Origin of the sequence: Streptomyces sp. SCL15-4 (genome assembly GCF_033366695.1) — a bacterium.
Taxonomy (GTDB): domain Bacteria; phylum Actinomycetota; class Actinomycetes; order Streptomycetales; family Streptomycetaceae; genus Streptomyces.
The window spans coordinates 8,325,957-8,346,813 of the sequence record NZ_JAOBTQ010000001.1; the positions used below are offsets into that span (position 1 = coordinate 8,325,957).

At 68.1% G+C, this 20,857-nt stretch carries 13 protein-coding genes and 2 pseudogenes; 10 read left to right on the top strand and 5 right to left on the bottom strand.

Annotated elements, in window-relative coordinates; all coding sequences use genetic code 11:
• Window positions 1–56 precede the first annotated feature (56 nt).
• The 3 genes from SCK26_RS37495 to SCK26_RS37505 all read left to right on the top strand — a co-directional run bounded on the left by SCK26_RS37495 (window position 57) and on the right by SCK26_RS37505 (window position 2,773).
• Entirely contained in the window at window positions 57–338 is a 282-nt protein-coding gene (locus tag SCK26_RS37495) for a hypothetical protein (RefSeq protein WP_318205827.1), read from the top strand.
• A gap of 182 nt (window positions 339–520) precedes the next feature.
• Window positions 521–1,300 (top strand): SDR family oxidoreductase, encoded by a 780-nt coding sequence (locus SCK26_RS37500; protein WP_318205828.1) that lies wholly within the window; start codon window positions 521–523, stop codon window positions 1,298–1,300.
• A 57-nt stretch (window positions 1,301–1,357) separates the two neighbouring features.
• Window positions 1,358–2,773 (top strand): mycothione reductase, encoded by a 1,416-nt coding sequence (locus SCK26_RS37505; RefSeq protein ID WP_318205829.1) that lies wholly within the window; start codon window positions 1,358–1,360, stop codon window positions 2,771–2,773.
• A gap of 22 nt (window positions 2,774–2,795) precedes the next feature.
• On the opposite strand, the pseudogene SCK26_RS37510 reads toward SCK26_RS37505, so the two are convergent.
• Window positions 2,796–3,487, bottom strand: a pseudogene (locus tag SCK26_RS37510) (IS5 family transposase); the annotation flags it as partial.
• Here SCK26_RS37510 and SCK26_RS37515 point away from each other — a divergent pair.
• Window positions 3,486–4,697, top strand: a complete 1,212-nt coding sequence (locus SCK26_RS37515) for a competence protein CoiA (protein ID WP_318205830.1) — start codon at window positions 3,486–3,488, stop codon at window positions 4,695–4,697. The pseudogene SCK26_RS37510 and the gene SCK26_RS37515 sit on opposite strands and share 2 nt — an antisense overlap.
• Entirely contained in the window at window positions 4,678–4,938 is a 261-nt protein-coding gene (locus tag SCK26_RS37520) for a hypothetical protein (RefSeq protein ID WP_318206182.1), read from the top strand. The genes SCK26_RS37515 and SCK26_RS37520 overlap by 20 nt, the downstream gene beginning before the upstream one ends.
• Here SCK26_RS37520 and SCK26_RS37525 read toward each other — a convergent pair.
• On the bottom strand, window positions 4,925–5,509 hold the full coding sequence (locus tag SCK26_RS37525; RefSeq protein WP_412080823.1) for a DUF6233 domain-containing protein: 585 nt from the start codon (window positions 5,507–5,509) through the stop codon (window positions 4,925–4,927). The genes SCK26_RS37520 and SCK26_RS37525 overlap by 14 nt on opposite strands.
• Window positions 5,510–5,727: 218 nt before the next feature.
• Between SCK26_RS37525 and SCK26_RS37530 the strand changes: the two genes are divergently transcribed.
• A complete protein-coding gene (locus tag SCK26_RS37530; RefSeq protein ID WP_318205831.1) occupies window positions 5,728–5,925 on the top strand; it encodes a hypothetical protein in 198 nt (65 codons plus the stop codon).
• A 208-nt stretch (window positions 5,926–6,133) separates the two neighbouring features.
• On the opposite strand, the gene SCK26_RS37535 is transcribed toward SCK26_RS37530, so the two are convergent.
• Window positions 6,134–6,769 (bottom strand): TetR/AcrR family transcriptional regulator, encoded by a 636-nt coding sequence (locus SCK26_RS37535; protein WP_318205832.1) that lies wholly within the window; start codon window positions 6,767–6,769, stop codon window positions 6,134–6,136.
• Between the two features lie 107 nt (window positions 6,770–6,876).
• On the opposite strand from SCK26_RS37535, the gene SCK26_RS37540 reads away from it, so the two are divergent.
• Complete coding sequence (locus SCK26_RS37540) at window positions 6,877–7,815, top strand: alpha/beta hydrolase (protein WP_318205833.1); 939 nt, start codon at window positions 6,877–6,879, stop codon at window positions 7,813–7,815.
• 314 nt (window positions 7,816–8,129) lie between these two features.
• Here the strand turns inward: SCK26_RS37540 and SCK26_RS37545 are convergent, their stop codons facing one another.
• Together SCK26_RS37545 and SCK26_RS37550 are read right to left on the bottom strand one after the other, a co-directional pair.
• Window positions 8,130–8,285: a hypothetical protein gene (locus SCK26_RS37545; protein ID WP_318205834.1), complete on the bottom strand. Its 156-nt coding sequence runs from the start codon at window positions 8,283–8,285 to the stop codon at window positions 8,130–8,132.
• Between the two features lie 875 nt (window positions 8,286–9,160).
• Entirely contained in the window at window positions 9,161–9,559 is a 399-nt protein-coding gene (locus SCK26_RS37550) for a hypothetical protein (protein WP_318205835.1), read from the bottom strand.
• Window positions 9,560–9,600: 41 nt separating this feature from the next.
• Here SCK26_RS37550 and SCK26_RS37555 point away from each other — a divergent pair.
• The 3 genes and pseudogenes from SCK26_RS37555 to SCK26_RS37565 form a co-directional block, all read left to right on the top strand.
• Window positions 9,601–9,884 (top strand): annotated as a pseudogene (locus SCK26_RS37555) (transposase family protein); the annotation flags it as partial.
• Window positions 9,885–10,622: 738 nt separating this feature from the next.
• Window positions 10,623–14,186, top strand: coding sequence for a LamG domain-containing protein (locus SCK26_RS37560; RefSeq protein WP_318205836.1), 3,564 nt, complete (start codon window positions 10,623–10,625; stop codon window positions 14,184–14,186).
• A gap of 144 nt (window positions 14,187–14,330) precedes the next feature.
• On the top strand, window positions 14,331–20,855 hold the full coding sequence (locus SCK26_RS37565) for an RHS repeat-associated core domain-containing protein (protein WP_318205837.1): 6,525 nt from the start codon (window positions 14,331–14,333) through the stop codon (window positions 20,853–20,855).
• Window positions 20,856–20,857 lie beyond the last annotated feature (2 nt).

Here is a 20,857-nt window from a genome sequence, read left to right on the forward strand (position 1 = left end):
GACTCATCCGATCGCCCGTAGAAAAACCTGCGGCAGTGTCGACGAAAGGACGAGTCATGGCCTACCTGGAAATCACCCTGACGGTAGCGGAGGAAAACCGCGTCGCGGCGGCTGGCGTGTACCAGAAGTACAAGCAGCCGTTCCTCGACACCGTCCCGGGCGCCGAGTCCAAGGAACTGCTGGTGCGCGACGAGGACGTACAGGTGCTGCACGGCTTCACCGCCGTCGCCGAAGCCCGCGCCTACCTCAACAGCACCCTGTTCCAGCAGGACGTCGTCGGCGGGCTGGCACCGCTGCTGGCCGCCGACCCCGAGATCCGGATCTACGACACCGTCTGACGGTCCCGGACGGGCTGCCGCCCCTCACCCGGCGGCCCGCCGCCTCCCTCCTCCCCGGCCCCCGGCTACTCGCCTCATGAGGCATTCCCGGCACCCGAGCGGCGATTTACCCCAGCACGGAGATGTTTCGGGGCAGTTCAGGGCGCCACACCCTCGTCCCCCCCTCGCACCAGGAGCACCAGATGTCCCGCACCACCATCGACCTCACCGGCAAGAAGGCTGTCATCATCGGCGGCACCAGCGGCATGGGCCTGTCCATCGCCCGGCACATCCTGGACGCCGGCGGCAGCGTCGTCGTCACCGGCCGCTCCGACGCCAGCGCGGCGAGGGCCGTAGCCGAACTGGCCAGCCCGAACGCAAGCGGCCTCGCCGCCGACCTGAACGACCCCGAGGCCGTCGAGCGTCTGCGCGCCGAGCTGTCCCGCGACCACGCCGACGTGAGCCTCCTGGTCAACGCGGCTGGCGTGTTCGCACCCAAGCCGTTCCTGGAGCACACGCCCGAGGATTACGACCGCTACCAGGCCATCAACCGCGCCGTCTTCCTCATCACCCAGAGCGTCGCCGCAGACATGGTCGAGCGCGGCACCAAGGGCTCCATCGTCAACGTCGGCTCCATGTGGGCCCACCAGGCCGTCGCCGCGACCCCGTCCTCCGCGTATTCCATGGCCAAGGCCGGCCTGCACTCCCTCACCCAGCACCTGGGCATGGAGCTGGCCCCGTATGGCATCCGCGCCAACGCCGTCGCCCCGGCGGTCGTACGCACCCCCATCTACGAGGAGTTCATCCCCAAGGCCGAAATGGACAGTGCCTTGGACGGCTTCAACTCCTTCCACCCGCTGGGCCGCACCGGCACTCCCGAGGATGTCGCCGCCACCGTGGTGTTCCTACTCTCCGACCAGACGGACTGGGTCACCGGCGCGGTCTGGAACGTCGACGGCGGCGTCATGGCCGGCCGCAACTGACGACCTGGTCACCGGAAACGGAAACGCCCTCCAAGGCCTGCAGAGAACGGAGCAGACATGAACACCCCCACGGCAGGCGGCCACTTCGACCTGGTCGTCATCGGTGCCGGATCGGGCGTCGGCGTACTCGACGAGCGGTTCGACGGCCTGAAGGTGGCCATCGTCGACAAGGGCGTCGGACCGCTGCGGAAGTACGCGGGCACCTGCCTCAACGTCGGCTGCGTCCCCACGAAGATGCTCGTCCACACCGCCGACACGGCGCGCGCCGCCCAGCACGGCGCCCAGCTGGGCGTGGACCTGGAGCTGCGCGGTGCCGACTGGGCGGCCGCCATGGACCGCCTCAACCGGCATATCGACCCGGTGTCGGCCTGGTGGCTGGACGGCCACGAGAAGCGCGCCAACATCACCCTCTACCACGAGAGCACCGCCCGCTTCACCGGTGAGCGCCGACTTGAGGTGGAGACCGCGGAGGGAACGGTCGAACTCACCGCCGACCAGGTCGTGGTGGCGGCGGGCAGCCGTCCGCTGGTGCCGCCGATCCCGGGGCTGGCCGAGGTCGGCTTCCGTACCAGTGACGATGTCCGCACCATGGAGCGGCTGCCGCGCCGGATGGCCGTGGTGGGCGGCGGCTTCGTGGCCACCGAACTCGCGCACGTGTTCTCGTCGCTCGGTGTCGAGGTCACCGTGGTGGAGATGCTCGACCAGCTCCTGGCTCGTGAGGATGCAGAGACCGCGCAGCGCTTCACCGAACTGGCGAAGCAACAGTGGGACGTCCGCCTGGGCCGAAAGATGGTGAGTGCCCGGCGCACCGATGACGGGATTGTGCTGCACCTCGAGGGCCCGCAGGGTGCGGAAGAGGTCGAGGTCGACGAGGTGCTGATGGCGATCGGCCGGCGTCCCAACTCCGATCTGGTGGACGCGGCGGCCGGCGGTCTGGCCACGCATCCCGACGGCCGGATCGTGGTCGACGAGCAGCAGGCCACCTCTGTACCCGGTGTATGGGCACTGGGTGATGTCTCCTCGAAGTGGATGCTCAAGCATGTGGCGAACGCCGAGGCGCAGACGGTCATGCACAACGTCCTCCACCCGGACGACCTGATCGCCACCGACCATCGCTACGTTCCGCACGCGGTGTTCTCCTCCCCGCAGATCGCCGCCGTGGGGCTGACCGAGCAGGAGGCGAAGGCGGCCGGCACGCCCTACGTGGTGGGCCGGACCGACTACTCCGACACTGCGTACGGCTGGGCGATGGAGGACACCACAGGCTTCGCCAAGGTGCTGGCCGACCCTGCCACCGGGAAACTGCTGGGAGCGCACATCATGGGCCCGCAGGCGCCTACCCTGATCCAGCCGCTGATCCAGGCGATGTCACTCGGCCAGGACGCCCGCTCCGTGGCGCGCGGCCAGTACTGGATCCACCCGGCCATGCCCGAGGTCGTCCAGGGAGCGCTCAACAACCTCCCGCTCGACTGACCGGCACCCGGCCTTAGAGGTCCTAACAAAGGCGTTGGACGTGGCGGTGTGTGATGAGGCAGGTGGCGAGGCCGAGGAAGGCTTCGTGGATGTCGTCTCATCGTTCCCAGCGGATGCGCAGGCGGCGGAAGCCGTGCAGCCAGGAGATGGTGCGTTCGACGACCCAGCGGAAGATGCCCAGGCCGGTGCCGTGTGGCTGGCCGCGTTCGGCGATCGCGGGCCGGATGCCTCGTTTCCACAGCAGTCGCCGGTACTTGTCGTGGTCGTAGCCGCGGTCCGCGAGGAGCATGTCCGGCCGTCGCCGTGGCCTGCCGACGACGCCGGCGACCGGTGGGACCTGGTCGAGCAGGGGCAGGAGCTGGGTGACGTCGTTGCGGTTGCCTCCGGTCAGCGACACCGCGAGCGGGATGCCCTGGCCGTCGACAAGGACGTGGTGCTTGCTGCCCGGCCGTGCTCGGTCGACCGGGCTGGGACCGCTTTTGGGCCCCGGCGGGCGGCCCTGACGTGGGAGGAGTCGATCACCGCCCTCGACCAGTCCAGCTTCTTCGCCGACCGCAGCTTCATCAGCAGCACCAGGTGCAGCTTCTCCTAGACGCCGGCCTCGTTCCAGGCGGCCAGGCGCTTCCAGCAGGTCATACCGGATCCGAAGCCCAGCTCCTGCGGCAGGTACTCCCACTGAATTCCGGTGTGCAGCACGAACAGGATCCCGCATGTGCTGGCCACCGACCTGGCCGGAACCTGGAAGACGGCTCTGGAAGCCCAGCTCGCGCCGATCACAGACACCGACATCACCGCCCGCACCGACAAGATGGCCGCCGACGGTGTCACCTCGATCTGGTTCAGTGACCGGCCCCGTCCGCCCTGGCTCGGCACGGTCCCCTCCGTGCGCGTGTCCCGGCCGGACGGGCAGAAGCACCTGGCCGTCACCGAGGGCCTGGTGAAGTTCGAGGAGGGCGGCTGGAGACCGGTCAGGACTTCGCTTCCCCAGTTCCTCAGCTGGGCGTTCGCCCACCGCATCGTCCCCCACACTCCGCGCAGCCCGCTGTGGTATCCACAGCGTCCGCTCGACACGGTGTGGACGGCTCCGCAGTACATTGCGGCCGAGGCCGCCCACTTGGAGGAAGAGGAGCGGCGACGGCGCCTCCACGAAGCCCGGTTGGCCGCCCTGCAACGGGAGAAGGAGAAGAAGAAGGAGCAGATCCGCGCGCGGAACGCCGTCACTCAGGCCAAGGCCTTGGCCGAGGCCACCATCGCCGAGCAGGCCGCTCGCACCCGGCCGCCAAGTACACACTGGCAGGTGGCCCGTGTCTTCCGCCGGGGTGTTGACCAGGCCCTGGCCAAGCTCGCCGACGAACACGGCGTCACCGCGACCGTGGGCTTCAGCACCGGTGCTCCCCGGTACGCCGGCGGCGTACCCCTAGTCGACGGAAGCGGTGTCCCGGCCGCGGTCTTCGATCCCGACCCCCACCGCGTGCGCGGGGAGGCGTTCCTACTGCTGGCCGGACTGCTGCTGATTTTCCCGAGCGAGGCCGACCAGCGCCGCTTTCTGAACGCATCGAACATCAAGAAGAAACACTGGCCGGTCGACGGCTATCGCACCGACTTCGTCGAGGCGCCGGTGGGCGGTCTCGGCCGCGCCTGGGGAACCCGCATCTGCGCCTGCGCTACACCCCAACTCGTGGCGAAGATACAGAACGCAGAGTATCCGGCAGAGCCGAGCGAGCAGATGGGCCCGGCTACGGCACTCTTCCGCGCGGAGTGCCGCACGTGCGGCGGCCGGTACGACAAACCGTGGCGCCGCACCAGCAGCACGCCCGTTGCCCAGCAGCGATTCCGCCGTGCTGAGGAACCTCGGAACAGGAATCAGCTGGGTAGGGCCCAGGGAGGCAGCCACCGTGGGTGCGATGATGGTACAAGGAAGTGACAGCGAGATACTGACCGGCATGGTACAAGGTGCAGATAGCCAGCAGGACGTTACCTACCGAGCGCCGGTCGGCTCTGTCGATCTCAGGGCCTTCGATGACGACGGCAACCCGTACGAGATCTATGCGTGCCACGACTGCCTGCCGTGGCACGCGGAAGTCGTGGTCATCGAAGGAGAGATTCTCGTCAGGGAATGGCACGCCGTCGGCTGCCCACAGTTCCAGCAGCTCATCCGGGACTGAGGCAGGAGCCACACAGGGCAACAGGCTGAGCCCTGGACGTGTCAGTCGTCCAAGGCGTGGTCGAAGCCCTTGAGAATGGGTCAAGCTCGGCGGCGGCGCCGCACAGTGAGCACAGCCGGACGCCCGGCTGCTGGGCACCGTCCAGGGCCCGGTCCAGCGTCAGCACCTGTGCGCGGGCCGGGGCCTCCTCGCAGTCGACGGCGTGTACGGCACCGCCCCGGCCGGGACCGCGGCCGCCGGCCTTCGCCAGCACCCATCCCGACGGGCGGCGTGGCCCGAGGACCTGGTCCACGACCGACGGCTTCGGCAGGTACTCGGTGGGCACCTGGTCGTACGAGACGCCGGGCACGGGTCGCACGTGGTCCGGCGCCCGCACCCAGACCCGGTACTCGGCCGCCTCCACGGTGTCCCCGGGCCCGTTTTTGTAGACGGGTATGCCGATGTGGTAGCGCCATCCGCCGGGCAGCTGGCGGCGTGCCCACAGCCGTGCGACGACCTCCTGGCCGCCGGGCAGGAGGACCCGCACCGGCACCAAGGCCTGATCAGGGGCGGGCGGAGGAGACGTCGGCATGCCTCCACCGTAGACTCCGCCGCCCAGCGCTCCGGGCGAATCTCGGCTTTGCTGATCACCGGCCCATAGAACCCCGGTACTGACCTGCGGAACAGCGCGATCTCGGGTACGTCCCGCCGGGCGGGAGGCCATCGCCAAGTCTTTACCGGACATCCCGCCGGGCGGGCCGCGCCGCCAGCCCGAGACGGTAAGCCACCGACCTGTGCACAGTCCGCCGCATGACTCACGAACTGCTCCACGGAGACCTCTGCCCGCTGTGCGGCCGCCCCCTCACGCTGCGCCCGACCGTCACCATCCACTCGAACGTGCCGTACCCCACCCGGACCGACTACCTGCCCCACTGCAGCAGCTGCGCCAACGACCCGGCCGACAAGCAGAAGTGGAACGACCTGATGAACGCCCGCTACAGCGGCTGACCCAAGCCATGCGAATACTGCGCCACGACCCGTCCCCGGAATCGTGCTGCCACCAGCTGCACCGTCCTTGAGCGTGCACCACCGCACCATTGCCCCGACCACTCACCACCACTGAGCACTACGTCACCGACGCCCCTTCAGCGCCTGTTTCTGAACTCTGTATCAGCAGGTCAAAGGATGACAGCGGTGAGCTGACGCCCTCAAGCCGCTACCGGACGAGGTAGCTCTCGATGTGGTCAATCACCGCTGACACGGCCTGCCGGTAGGCGGTGCTCGACCGGCGGACCTGGGACAGCAGCATGCCGCCCTGGATGGCGGCCAGCAAAGCGGTGGCGAGCGCGGCGGTATCGGCGCGCTCGCTCAGCTCGCCCCGTGCCTGCATGCGTGCGAGTCCCGACCTGATGGGCCCTTCCCACCGGTCGAAGGCGGAGACGAGTCTGGTCCGTGCCGACTGGTCGCCGTCGGCGAGTTCGCTGGCGAGCGAGCCGATCTCGCAGCCGCCTTCGCATCCTCTTTCGTCCTGTCGGCTCCCTGCCCTGTCGCACCACTCGCGCAGGGCCTCGATGCTGTCCAGGTTGTCCAGCAGCGGACGCTGCTGGGCGAGCCGGATGTCCGTCTGGTGGTCGATGACCGCCAGGACCAGGCCCTGCTTGTCGCCGAAGTAGTGGTAGATCTGCGACGCGCTGACCCCGGCGGCCGCCTGGATGTCCGGGATGCTCGTGCCCCCCGCGCCGCGGTGGAACATCAGCTCCGCAGCGGCCTCGATGATGCGTTCGCGGGTCTTGCGGCCCCCCGTGGTGAGCCGCTGTCTCTTCGGCTCTCCGGTCTTCGCTGGTGCGCTCATATGCCCACGCTACTCAAGTTGGAATTGACATTCCAATCATGCCCTGCCGATGATCCTGGAAAGGTCATTCCATACCGGGTGGCCGTCCCTTCAGACAGGTGAGTGCCATGCCCCTCGACCCCCAGATCGAGACCCTGCTCAAGGAAGTGGCCACAGGAGGCAGACCGGCTCCCGAAACCCTGACGGTGGCGGAGAACCGCGCGTTCGGGCGCGCCTTCGGCGCCCTGGCCGGCGCTCCCGTACCGGTCGCCGACGTCCGGGACACCACGGTCCCTGCCACCGGCCGCGACGTACCCGTCCGTATCTACCGGCCCTTCACCGAGCCGGACGCCGGGCCACTGCCCGTGACGCTCTTCTTCCACGGTGGCGGATGGGTCTTCGGCGACCTGGACACCCAGGACAACATCGCCCGCATCATGGCCAGCCGCTCCGGCACGATCGTGGTCTCCGTCGACTACCGGCTGGCACCCGAGCACCGCTTCCCGGCCGCGGTCGACGACGCCTACGCCGCGCTGACCTGGATCGTGGGCAACGCCCCCGGCTTCGGGGGCGACAGAGAGCGCATCGCCGTGTTCGGCGAAAGCGCCGGCGGCAACCTTGCCGCGGTTCTCGCACAGGAATCCCTGCGCCGCGGGGGACCTCGCATCACGCTCCAGGTGCTCGCCTACCCGGCGGTCGACCGGTTCGACGACAGCCCCTCGATGTACGAGAACATGACGGGCCCGGTCCTCTCCCGTTCCTACCTCGAGTGGTTCTGGGGCGCCTACCTCAGCACCCCGGACCAGGGCGCCGACCCGCGGGTCTCGCCGGCACGCTCCGACGAACTGGCCGGACTTGCTCCCGCCGTCATCGTTACTGCCGAGAACGACCCCCTGCGCGACCAGGGCGACCACTACGCCCGCAAGCTAGCCGACGCCGGCGTTCCGGTCCAGCACCTCCCGGTCGAGGGAGCCATTCACGGCTTCCTCTCGTTCACCGGCTCGGTGCAGCTCTCGCGGGACGTACTGAACCAGCTCTCGGACACCGTGGCCGCAGTCTTCAACTGACTTGGCCTTGCACGGCCTCGCCAGCCGCCACCCCTCCACCGCACGCAAGCAGGACAGCGACCACCACTGTGCTGACCCTCGCCATGAGGCAGCCGGTCCATAGCTGCTCGGACCGGCCGCCCCGTCTGCGGGAGCTCGTGGCCACCCGACCGATCAGCCGTTCGGCACCGGTCACGGCCACTGTTCACCGAACGGCAGGCCCTCACGCCCAGAGAGCCCAAACAGACCCTGACTAGCCCAGAAGGAAGTTCAAAAACAGGCCCTGCCGGAGGCGGTGGGGTCGGGCGCAGCGTGTGCACCCGGCCCACTGCCGGTCAGCCGATCAGCTTGTGCAGCACGGGAACGCTGCCTCCAGCGACCACCAGGCCCGCCGCGACGGCCGCGGGCACGGACTCGTCGTGGAGGAACATGAGGCCGCCCATGACGAGGCCGATGATGACGGCCGCCAGGAACACCACGGCGGCGTGCACCGACAGCAGCGGGGTCTCCGACGGCGTCCCTGCGCTGGCCGGGCCGGGCCGGGCGGTTCGGGGCGGGCGGGTATAGGGGAGTGCGGGTGCGGGTCCCGAGACATCGGGAGTCTCCTACGAGGCGGAGGAACAGAGACGGCGGACACCTGTGGTGGTGTCGTCCGCGTGGGGGGGCGCGCGCCTCGCGGTCGGCGACCCCGCTAGGGCTCTCTAAAGAGCATCCCTGTGGAGCTTCGGCCCGGCCCAGGGCGGGCGTGTTCAGCGTAGCGGCGAGCGGCGCGGGTGTTGCCCCGGGTGTCTGGCGGCTGGTCATCGGTACTGCCTCCGGCGTAGGTTCGACATGGCGGGCGGGACAGTGACAGGACTCAGGTGCTTGCGTCTCGTCGTGCTGGGAACGGCTTCTTCACCCCCTGGTGTCGAAAGCCGTGGCTCGGACAGCAGCGACCGGGAAATAAGTTCTGCAAGGGTCCGAGCACGTCGAAGGCCCGGACCACGTGGTCCGGGCCTTGGACCTAGAGCTCGAATGCTTCCCCACAGGTAATGAGGGAAATTGAGCCAGATGTTTGGGCCGGTTGCCGACTTTCTACGCCTGGCGCTGGCCGGGTGGAGTAGCTGTGATTCCGGGGTTCGTAGTTGGTGTAGTGAGGGTGGCTCGAGCTGGGGTGTTGCGGATTCCTTGATAACGGTCTCCGCGCTTGCGGGACGCTGGAGGCGATGCTGATGGGGCATCTGGCCTGCGGTTGTTCGGAGTTTGTTGATAACAGCGGGGTGCTGTTGGTGATAATGCCCGGCATCCAAAGAGCTGATGCGGGTTTGTACTGGTCAGCGGCCTGGTTGCCGGTCGGGGTGGCCGGGTCGTGCTGGTGTGGGCGGGCCTACCGTGCTGCTGCCTGGGGCGGGTTGCCGTTGCCGCCGGTCCAGTAGAGGGCGGTGTCGATGTCGCATGCGGTCCAGCCGTCGGCGTGTGCTCCGCCGTGGTGGAGGAGGTCGTCGAGGAGCTGGAGGTAGCGGCCGTAGCGTCCCGGTGCGGGGGTGAGGATGAGGCGGAGGGTGTCGAGGGCGTGTTGGACGCGGCGGTCGTAGACGGCCATTCGGTGTGGTGCTGCTGCGGTCAGGACGGCTGAGGCGAGGGCGTCGCCTGTGTGGAAGCCGGGCAGTTCGGCGATGATGCCGCGTCCGGTGCGGGTGGCTTCGCTGCGGGTGAGGGTGGTGTCGCGGACGGCGGTGACGGCTCGCTCGGTGACGGCTCGTACGTGGGTGTCGGGCAGGGACATGAGGTCTGTCACCCAGGGCCGGCCTGAGTGATGATCATGATGTGGCGAGAGTGATCACAGCATCGGAGCCTCCTGGATAACCCCGTTCGCTGGGCTGAGCCCGCGCTGCTTCGGCAAACTGCTGACCATGCTGCGGCGTGATGGAGCAGATGGAGTCCACCGAGGCCGGCCGTGGAGTCTGCCGCGGGAGGACCGGGTCTTGCTGGTCACGGCCTGCTGACGCACCAAGTCGACGTTACGGCAACTCGCTCCGCTGTTCGGCATCTCGAAGTCCACGGCCGGCCGAGTCATCAACCATCTCGGCCGCCGGCTGCCACGACGGAGACCAGCTGATGGCGCTGCGCGTGGCCACCATCGCTGGGGAGATCACCGTCGAAACAGCCGAGGCGACCCGGGACTACACCTCCCCAGACCGCTGTTCGCCTCTGGTGCCGAGGCCGCTGGCCACGGTATGCGCCGGGCCATCGACAAGATCTGCCGCACGCGCACCGACGTCACCTAGCGCGTCAACTCAGTGAGTCGACCACTCTTGGGTGGCGTCAGGCAGAGCTTCAAAACGGAAGGTTTCTTCGCTCCAGCGGTGGTCACGGGTTCGTGCGGATGAGAGGTGTGTTCGCGCTGGGCGTTTGTGTGTATACGCGCCTGTACGCAGAGCGAAGTTTGGTCTGGGCCGGACTGTGAGGATCGCTCCCGGTTCGGGACTGCCGAAGCGGGCAGCGGCACTATCTGCGCAGGTCAGCTGCTTTCGGCCATAGTTTTGTGACCCAAGACACACTTGATTGACGCCTCACGGTAACGGTGCATTTACTTTGCGGGTTCTTTGTGAGTCCTGTGTCAGGGGTGGGGTTACGTGGACAACTGGTGGAGATCTTCGGGAGGGTCGTGGAGACTCCGAAGATCACGTGGAGTGCTTCTGGGGGGCGTGGCGGCGGCGCTGGTTGTCTCGGCGCTGCCTGTGCTGCCGGCCTCCGCCGCCCCGGCGTCGGCGGTGACCGCCGAGGCCGGGGCAGGGGCGGTCGATGAGGTCACGGCGTCGGCTCAGGCCCAGGCCTCGGGGGAACCTGTGGAGGTGGCGGCGGACCGTACCGAGTACTCCACCACACATGCGAATCCGGACGGTTCCTTCACGCTCACGCAGTCCACCACTCCACAGCGGGTCAAGGAAGAAGACGGCGGCTGGGGTGTGGTCGATCCGGTGCTGGAGCGGCGCGCGGACGGGCGGATCGCTCCCAAAGGCGCGGTGGTGGACCTCTCGTTTGCCGGCGGCGGCAGCGGAGCGGACATGATCCGGCTGGGCAAAAACGGCCGGTCGATCACGCTGGACTGGACCGGTGCACTGCCGGAGCCGGTCCTTGACGGCCCGACCGCCACCTATGCCGATGTTTTCGACGGGGTGGACCTGCAGCTGGCGGCGACCGCCGAGGGCTACCGCGAGGTCCTCGTCGTCAAGACGCCCCAGGCGGCGCAGAACCCCGCTCTGGAACAGGTGAAGCTGACCGCGGCCGGTGACGGCCTGTCCGTGGCGCCGGGCGCGGGCGGTGGCCTGCGCGCCGTCGACGAGGACGGCAACGCCGTCTTCCGAGGCCCCGCGGGACAGATGTGGGACTCCGCCGGCGACAACGAGACCGGCCCGCAGCCCCAGCTGACGCGCGCCAGTGCGCCCACTGCCGCCGGCCCGCAGGACAACGACGACCCGTCGCGGCCGGGGGACGGTGACGCCACCGCGGTGTTGCCGGTCAAGGTCGACGACGGCGCGGTCACGGTCCACCCGGACCTGGACCTGCTGCGCGGCAAGGACACCGTCTACCCCGTCTACATCGACCCCTCGGTCGGCCTGGGCGTTGCGGAGCGCACGAAGCTGTCCTCCGACGGCGACAAGTTCTGGATGTTCGACGGTGACAAGGGCGTCGGCAAGTGCGGTACCGCCGACGGCTACTACTGCGGCGGCGGCTATGTAGACCGTATGTACTTCGAGTTCGCGCCTACGAACCTGGCCGGCAAGTACGTGCTGGATGCCACCTTCCGGGCCCGTGAGACGTGGTCGTTCAACTGCGACCCGCACTGGGTGGACCTGGTGCGCACCGACAACATCTCCGAGGGCACCCGGTGGCCCGGCCCCCAGCAGCTCGACCTGATGGGCGATCAGAACGTCGCGGCAGGCCGCGGCGACCTGTGCAGCCCCGACCAGCCCGACAAGACCATCGAGTTCAACGACAGTTCCGCGGAATCGGACGAAAACCTCACCAGCACCGTCCGTTCCTTCGCGGACGGCAAGATCAGCCGGCTCACCCTGATGCTGCGCGCCAAGGACGAGGGCGACCCGCGGGCGTGGAAGCGGTTTGACGACAACGCCGAACTGCAGGTGGTCTTCGCCTACAGGCCGGGCGTGCCGACCAGTGTCGGTGTGATTCCGGGGAGCGGGACGACGGGGTACTGCAACAAGTCCTCCTCCGACCCGCTGGTGGTGACGCGCAAGGACCCGATGGTCCAGGCCCGCGTGCAGACGTTGGTCGAGGCCCACAAGGGCGACGAGGAAGGCTCGCTGCAGGCGGAGTACGTCATCGAGCGCGGTGACGACGCGGCCTGGCACCAGGTGTGGACCGGGCACATGCCCGACACCGGCTGGCACCCGGACGAGACGCTGGAGAAGATGCGTACCAGCGACCGCGCGGACAAGGGGCTGTACCGGTACAAGGCACGCACCCAGTCGCACTGGTCCTACAGCGGCAAGAGCGGCGACCTGTGGTCCTCCTACAGCCCTTGGTGCTACTTCAAGATCGACTCCACGGCGCCGAAGGCACCTCGCATCACTGCGGGCTCCCCGTACACCGAGTGCACGGCGAACCTGTGTGAGGGCAAGGGCGGCCCCGGCATCCCCGGATCCTTCACCTTCCAGCCGAACACCGCGGACATCGACGCCTCCGGGCACACCGACGTCACCGCCTACGAGTACAAGCTGCTGTCCACTGCGGCGAAGCAGATCTCCGGCACCACGAAGGTCCAGGTCAAGGACGTCGCTCCGCCGCTGTCGGGCACGCAGGTGCTGTCGGTGCGGGCCAAGGACGTCTACAACCGGTGGGGCACACCCGAGGAGTTCGTCTTCAAAGTGGCGCCCGCCGAAGGCGAGACAGGCCGCTGGCACTTCGAGGGCATCCCGGGGTCGGGAACCATGACGTCCAAGGACTACGCCACCGTCGGCCCCCGGCACGACGCCACCCTGGTCGGCCCCGAAGGCACCGGATGGTCGACCCGGGCCCGCCTCGGTGATGCCGACAACTCGCTGCGCCTGAACGACGACACCACCGACCCAGCCAAGCAGAACGGCTACGCCGCGACCTCTACCGCGGCCGTCAACACACAGGACTCCTTCACCGTCTCGGCCTGGGTGCAGCTGACCAACGCCTCCGCCAACCGGGCAGTGCTCTCCGCGCCCGGCAGCGACAACAGTTCCTTCGCGCTGTACTACTCCTCCGCTTTGAAGAAGTGGGTGTTCAACCGGGCGGACAAGGACGTCGTCGACCCCGTCTACATCCGTTCGGTCGCCGACCGTGACAACCCGCCGCTGAAGGTATGGACGCACGTGGCCGGAGTCTTCAAGACCGAAGGCGACGACAACATCCCCGACACCGACCCGGGCAACGACACCATCCAGCTGTTCATCAACGGCCGGCCCCAGGGCACGCCCGTCCCTCTGTCCAAGACAGCACCCGGTTACACCCCGTGGACGGCCGCCGGCGGTCTGCAGTTCGGCCGCTCCAAGGCCGGCGGCACCTACACCAACTACCACTTCGGTCTCCTGGACGAAGCCGCCGTGTGGCAGCGGGCCCTGAACCCGGCCGAAGTCGCCGCCGAAGCCGCAGCCAGCCAGGACAACGTCCCCGCCACCGAGCTGGTGGCCCAGTGGGACGCCACCTCGGCCAAGGGCAGCGAGATCCCCGAGCCCACGGCCTACACGCTGGCGCCCATGAAACTGGCACCCACCGGCACGACGGTGAACGAGGACGACAACGCCCTCTTCCTGGACGGCACCGCCCAGTACGCCGCCACCACGGGACCGGCCGTCGACGAGACCGGCTCCTTCACCGTCTCCGTGAGTGCCCGGCTGGATGCCACCGCGCTCGCCGCGAAACCGGTCGGCTACCAGGCCCAGATCGCAGCCCAGAAGATGGGCGGCGAATCGTCGTGGGCCCTGTGGGTGGTCAAGCTCGACGCCGGCACCTACCACTGGAAGTTCACCCGTACCGCCGTGGACTCGGCCGGCAAGGTCACTCAGAGCGCGGAGGTTACCGCCGTCGATCTCGCCGCAACCGGCACATGGGTACAGCTCACCGGCGTCTTCGACGCCCAGGAGCCCTGGGAGTGGACGGACCCGTCCGACGGCACCAGCACCGAGACCCGCTACGGCAAGGCCCACCTGTACGTCGGTGAATACGACCAGGCGTCGGATACGGCCACGTTCACCACGCCGCAGCAGGGCAGCGGGGAGCTGAGCGTGGGACGCGGCACCGCGGGGGGCAGCACGGGCAACTACCTGCCCGGCGGTGTGCAGGAGCTGAGGATCTGGACCGGAGCGATGAATCTCGACCAGATCCGGACCCAGGTCCTGAGTCCCTCCGACAGCATCTGACCCGGCGCCGGCCCGGCTGCCCTACGCCACTGTGCGAGGACAGCCGTGCCAGCCCACTGGCGGCCACCCCCCATTGCTCTGCGCGTCATCCAACGGCTTGCGCCCGGCCCGATGCGGCCGGGCGCCGCGTAGAAAGAACCCAGCATGAACCCCTTGGGCATACCCCGCCCTGACACGGGCCGCCGCAGGCCCGGGACCACAAGACGCTGGTCCCGGCGCATCGCCGCAACCACCGGCCTGGCCTTGCTGCCCGGCCTCCTCACCCCCGTCGCCTTCGCCGCGGACACCGACCCCCTGGGCCGCCCGCACCTGGAACCCGCCCGCTCCGCCAAGGTCAGCCCGTTCACCACCCGGGTGAACAAGAAGGCCGCGGCCGAGGTGAAGAAGGCAGCCGCAGCCGACCAGGCGGCAGCGGCCCGCGCCCGCCACGACCAGCAGCGAACGGTCACCTGGCCGAAGGCCGGCAAGACCTCGCTGACCGTCCCGGACAAGGGCACGGTTAAGGCCGCCCCGGGCTCGCTCCCTGTCACCGTGACCAGCCCCGCCAAGGGCAAGCGTGCCGGCTCCGTCACCGTCGAGGTCCTCGACCAGAAGACGGCCGCCGCCCTCGGCGTCAAGGGTGTGGTCCTCAAACTCACCGGCCAAGGTGCCGGCGGCACCACACAGCTTGGCATCGACTACTCCGCCTTTGCCTCCGCCTACGGCGGCGACTGGGCCGGCCGTCTGCAGCTCGCCCGCCTGGCCGACTGCGCCCTGAAGGACCCCGCCGCGGCCAAATGCCACCACCGCCACGTCCTGGACGCGGTCAACAACCGCGAGAAGAACAGCATCTCCGCACCCGTGACTCTCGCCTCGGGCGGGCAGCCGATGCTCCTGGCCGTCACCGCGGGCGCGACGTCGGGGGCCGGCAGTTACAAGGCAACCGGGTTGTCTGCTTCCTCCACGTGGGAGGCCGGCGGCTCCTCCGGCTCCTTTACCTGGTCCTACCCCCTGCGGGTCCCGCCAGCCGCAGCCGGTCCCCAGCCGGACCTGTCCCTCTCCTACGACTCCGGCGCCATCGACGGGCAGACGGCCAACTCCAACAACCAGGGCAGCCAGGTCGGCACCGGCTTCGACCTGACCTCCTCCTATATCGAGCGCAAGTACCACTCCTGCGACGACGACGGCCAGGACGGCAAGTACGACCTGTGCTGGAAGTACGACAACGCCTCCCTCGTCCTCAACGGCAAGGCCACCGAACTGGTCAAGGACGATCAGAGCGGCACCTGGCGGCTCAAGGACGATGACGCCTCCACCGTCACCCACTCCACCGGCGCCGACAACGGTGACGAGGGCTCCACGGGCCTCGACGGTGAAGGCGAGTACTGGACGGTCGTCACCGGCGGCGGTACCAAGTACGTCTTCGGCCTGAACAAGCTCGACGGCGCCGGGACCGAGGACCGTACCAACTCCGTGTGGACGGTACCGGTCTTCGGCGACGACTCGGGCGAACCCGGCTTCAGCGCCGGCGACTCCTTCGCCGGGCGTGCCAAGAACCAGGCCTGGCGCTGGAACCTCGACTACATCGAGGACACCCACGGCAACGCCTCGTCCTACTGGTACACCGCCGAGCACAACAACTACGACAAGCTCGGCGACGACACCACCGGCACCGACTACATCCGCGGCGGCTACCTCAAGGAGATCCGCTACGGCCAGCGCGCCGGCAAGCTCTTCTCCGCCGCCCCGGCCGCCTCCGACAAGGTCGTCTTCGACTACGCCGAGCGATGCCTGGCCACGGGCACCGGCTGCGACGCACTGACCAAGGACACCCGCGACAACTGGCCCGACGTCCCCTTCGACGCCATCTGCAAGGACGGCGACAAGTGCACCGGCAACGTCGGCCCGTCCTTCTTCACCCGCAAGCGGCTGACGACGATCACCACCTACGCCTGGAACGCCAGGGCAGCCACCCCCGCCTACGAGCCGGTGGACGTCTGGTCGCTCAAGCACCTCTACCTCGACCCCGGCGACACCGGTGACTCCACCGACCAGTCGCTCTGGCTCGACGAACTCCGGCACACCGGCAAGCGCGGCACCGACCTCTCCCTCGACCCCGTCACGTTCGACCACGTGATGCTGCCCAACCGGGTCGACGGCGCGGCCGACAACATCCTGCCCCTGAACAAGCCCCGCCTGAAGGCCGTCACCTCCGAGACCGGCGCCCAGACCATCGTCACCTACCTGGACGCCGACTGCACCGCGGCCGGAACCAAGCCCAAGCTGGACGAGAACACCCGGCGCTGCTACCCCGTGTACTGGTCGCCCAACGGCGAGAAGGACCCCCGGCTCGACTGGTTCCAGAAGTACCCGGTCAGCGCCGTGTCCACCACCGATCCCCACGGCGGCTCCGAAGCCGTCCAGCACAGCTACCAGTACACCGGCGGCGGCGCCTGGCACTACAACGAGGACCCGATGACGCCCGCCAAGGAGCGCACCTGGTCCAACTGGCGCGGCTACCAGCAGGTCACCCACCTCACCGGCCTCTCCGGGCACACCCAGAGCAAACAGACCAGCATCTACCTGCGCGGCATGAACGGCGACCGCGTCCTCGGCTCCGACGGCAAGACCCCGGATCCCGACCAGCGCAAGATCACCGCCGTCACCGGCATCAAGGCCGACCAGATCACGGACGCCGAGCAGTACGCCGGCTTCACCCGCGAATCGGTCACCTACAACGGCACGGAAGAAGTCGGCGGCACCGTCAGCGACCCGTGGTCCAAGCGCACGGCGACCCAGCACAAGTCCTACGCCGACACCGAGGCGTACTACGTACGCACCGCCGCCACCCACACCCGCACCCGCATCACCAGCAAACTCACCCCCTACGACCGGACGACCACGGTCAAGACCACCTACGACGACTACGGCATGGCCGCCACCGTCGAAAACCAGGGCGACGACGCGGTCACCGGCGACGAGAAGTGCACCCGCACCTGGTACGCCCGCAACGACGACAAGGGCATCAACTCCCTCGTATCCCGCACCCGCACCGTCGCCGCGACGTGTGCCACCGCCGACTCGGCACTCGACCTGCCCGCCGACTCCACCCGGCCCGGCGACGTCATCGCCGACACCGCCACCGTCTACGACGACCCGGCGGCCACCGCCTGGTCGCCGTCCCAGAAGCCGGTCAAGGGCGAGGTCACCTGGACAGGACGCGCCAAGGGCTACGCCGCCGACGGCACCCCTGCCTGGCAGAAGGTGTCCAAGGCGACGTACGACGATCTCGGGCGCGCCAGGGCCGTCACCGACACCAACGATCTGACGGTTGCCTCGACCGCCTATGAGCCGTCCGACTCGGGCCCGCTGACCTCGACAACGGTCGCGGACGCCAAAACCTACACGACAGCCCAGGACCTGGACTTCGCGACCGGCGCGACCCTGAAGGTCACCGACCCCAACGGCAAGGTCACCGAAAGCGAATACGACAGCCTCGGCCGCATCACCAAGCTCTGGCTGCCCAACCGGCCCCGGGTGCTGAGCAAGAACCCCAACTACGTCTACGCCTACCACGTCACCAGCGCGGACATGTCCTGGGTCTCCACCGGCACCCTGAGAAACGACGGCTCCGCCTACAACACCGTCTACGAGTTCTACGACTCCCTGCTGCGCTCCCGCCAGACCCAGGCCCCCACTCCGCAGGGCGGCCGGCTCATTTCCCTCACCGAGTACGACGCGCGCGGTCTCGCGGTCAGCCAGCAGAGCGACATCTGGGACAGCACCGCACTGCCCGGCTCCACCGCCGTAGAGGTCTCCGGCGGCCAGGCACCCCTCCAGACGGACACCACCTACGACGGGGCGGCCCGGCCGGAGAAGGCGGTGACGAAGGTCCATGGCGTCACCCGCTGGACCACCGACACCACCTACACCGGCGACACCGTCGCCACCACCGCCCCGACGGGTGGCCAGGCCACCGCCGTCACCACCAACGCCCTCGGCCAGACCACCCAGCGCCGCGAGTACGCCGGCCCCGCACCGACCGGCACCGACTTCACCACGACCGACTACACCTACACTCCCGCCGGACAGCAGAAGACGGTCACCGGCCCCGACCAGACCAAGTGGGCCTACACCTACGACCTCTTCGGCCGCCAGACCACGGCCACCGATCCCGACAAGGGCAAGACCGCGACGGAGTACAACGACCTCGACCAGGTCGTCAGCACCACCCCCAACGACGACGCGTCGAAGGCACTGCTCTACGAGTACGACCAGCTCGGCCGCAAGACCGACATGTGGCAGAAGGACAAGTCCGACGCCAACAAGCTCGCCGCCTGGAGCTTCGACCAGCTCGCCAAGGGCCAGCAGGACACCGCCACCCGCTATGACGGCGGCGTGACCGGCAAGGCCTACACCGACAAGGTCACCGCCTACGACGCGATGTACCACGTGATGGCCCATCAATTGCTCCTGCCCGACAGCGAGCCCCTGGTTTCTGGTGGCTACGTCAAGAACACGCTGTCGTTCAGCACGGGCTACTTCCTGGACGGCTCGATCAGCCAGTACTCCGCCCCGGCCGTCGGCGGCCTGCCCTCCGAAGGCGTCTCCTACACCTCCGGCGCCCTGGGACAGCAGCTCACCGCCAAGGGCACCACCGGCTACCTGAACGGCGCCGCCTTCTCCCCGCAGGGCGACCTGCGCCAGCTCATCCTGGGAACCGACGGCACGTCCTCGGCGAAGAAGGCCTACCTCAACTGGGACTACGAGGAAGGCACCCGGCGCCTCACCCGCTCCTACGTCACCGACGACGTGCACGGCTACATGCCGCAGGAGCTGAAGTTCACCCAGGACGACGCCGGCAACGTCACCTCCATCACCGACGCCACCACCCTGGGCGGCACGGCCAAGGCCGACAACCAGTGCTTCGCCTACGACGGCAACCGCCGCCTGACCGAAGCCTGGACCCCCAAGACCGCGAACTGCGCCACAACCGGCCGCACGGTCGCCAACCTCGACGGCGCGGCCCCCTACTGGACGTCGTACACCTACACCGGCGCCGGCCAGCGCAAGACCGAGACCCAGCACACCACCACCGGCGACAAGACCACCACCTACACCTACGACGACCCCGCCGACAACAAGCCCCACACCCTCGACAAGACCACCGGCACCCGCACCGCCACCTACACCTACGACGCCGCCGGCAACACCACCTCCCGCCCCGGCCCCACGGCCCAGCAGACACTGACCTGGAACACCGAAGGCGACCTCGCCAAACTCACCGAGGGCACCAAGGAGACCGGCTACCTCTACGATGCGAACGGCGACCTGCTGATCCGCCGCGCCAAGGGCGACGGCGACACCGTCCTCTACCTGGGCGCCGGCACAGAACTCCACGTCACGGTCAAGGGCACCACGAAGACCACCTCGGCGACCCGCTACTACACGGCCAACGGACAGACCATCGCCGTCCGCACCGCCACCACCGGCGTCACCGGAACCAAGCTCAACTTCCTGGCCGCCGACCACCACGGCACCTCCAGCATCGCCCTGGCAGCCGGCACCTACGCACTCACCAAGCGCTACAGCACCCCCTTCGGCGCCCCCCGCGGCACCAAACCCACAACCTGGCCCGACGACAAGGCCTTCCTCGGCAAACCCGCCGACGACACCACCGGCCTCACCCACATCGGCGCCCGCGAATACGACCCCGCCACCGGCCAGTTCATCAGCGTCGACCCCATGCTGGTCCTGGACCAGCACCAGTCACTCAACGGCTACGCCTACGCCAACAACTCACCGATCACCTTCAGCGATCCCACCGGCCAATGCCTCTACCTTCCTGGCGGCATGTGCGGAGGCAAGGGATCGATTGAGGAAGCCGAGAAAAGGCACAAAAAACGGTTCCCTCAAGAGTCTTCCGATAACGCAAAATCTGGGAACTCGGGCACTGCCTCTGTGAATTCTTCCGGAGGAACAGGCGACGGTGGTTTCCATCTTCGTTGCACTGGGGCCGGCCTTACGACTTATTGCACCTCGACCCTGGACCCAGGGCCTGGAGATTCTCAAAGTAGTTTCGGTAACTACATATCCAGCCTGGTGATGGACAGTGACTTCTGGTCGGGGCTCGGGCAAACCGTTCTCGGAGGGTTCAGCACAGGCGGCGGAGTCGTCCTTGGCGCCTCGGGTGTAGTCGAATGCAGCACCGGAGTGCTGTGCGAAGTAGGAGTCCCTTCGATCGCCGGCGGCGTGGGAGCCGTGATCTTCGGTAAGAAGATGATCGACTCGGGTGCCGACAAACTAGGCCAAGCCTTCCGTGAGGCTGACGGTGAGGCATCGGGAGGAACCCCTAATAAGGCTGCAAAAATCGAGGGCGATCTGGGTTCCGATTGGAAACCGAGTAACCCTTCGAAAATCTGCGGCAGTAGTGGCTGCGAAGACGTTGCCGTTAAGATTCAATCGGAAATAGGCGGGGAGCGGATGAGAATAACGGATGCCTACAACGCTCCGAGTCTGGGTCAGTACCGAGGGCAGGATACAAACTGGGGGCATCATGACGTGGTGCTTCGGGAGGGTAGAGTTTACGACGCCTGGACCGGGCGTCATGGTGAGCCGGTAGACGAGTACATGGCACATTGGCAGTATGGCGAGTATCTAAAGATGTCGCCGAGCCCGTACAGTCCGTGAGG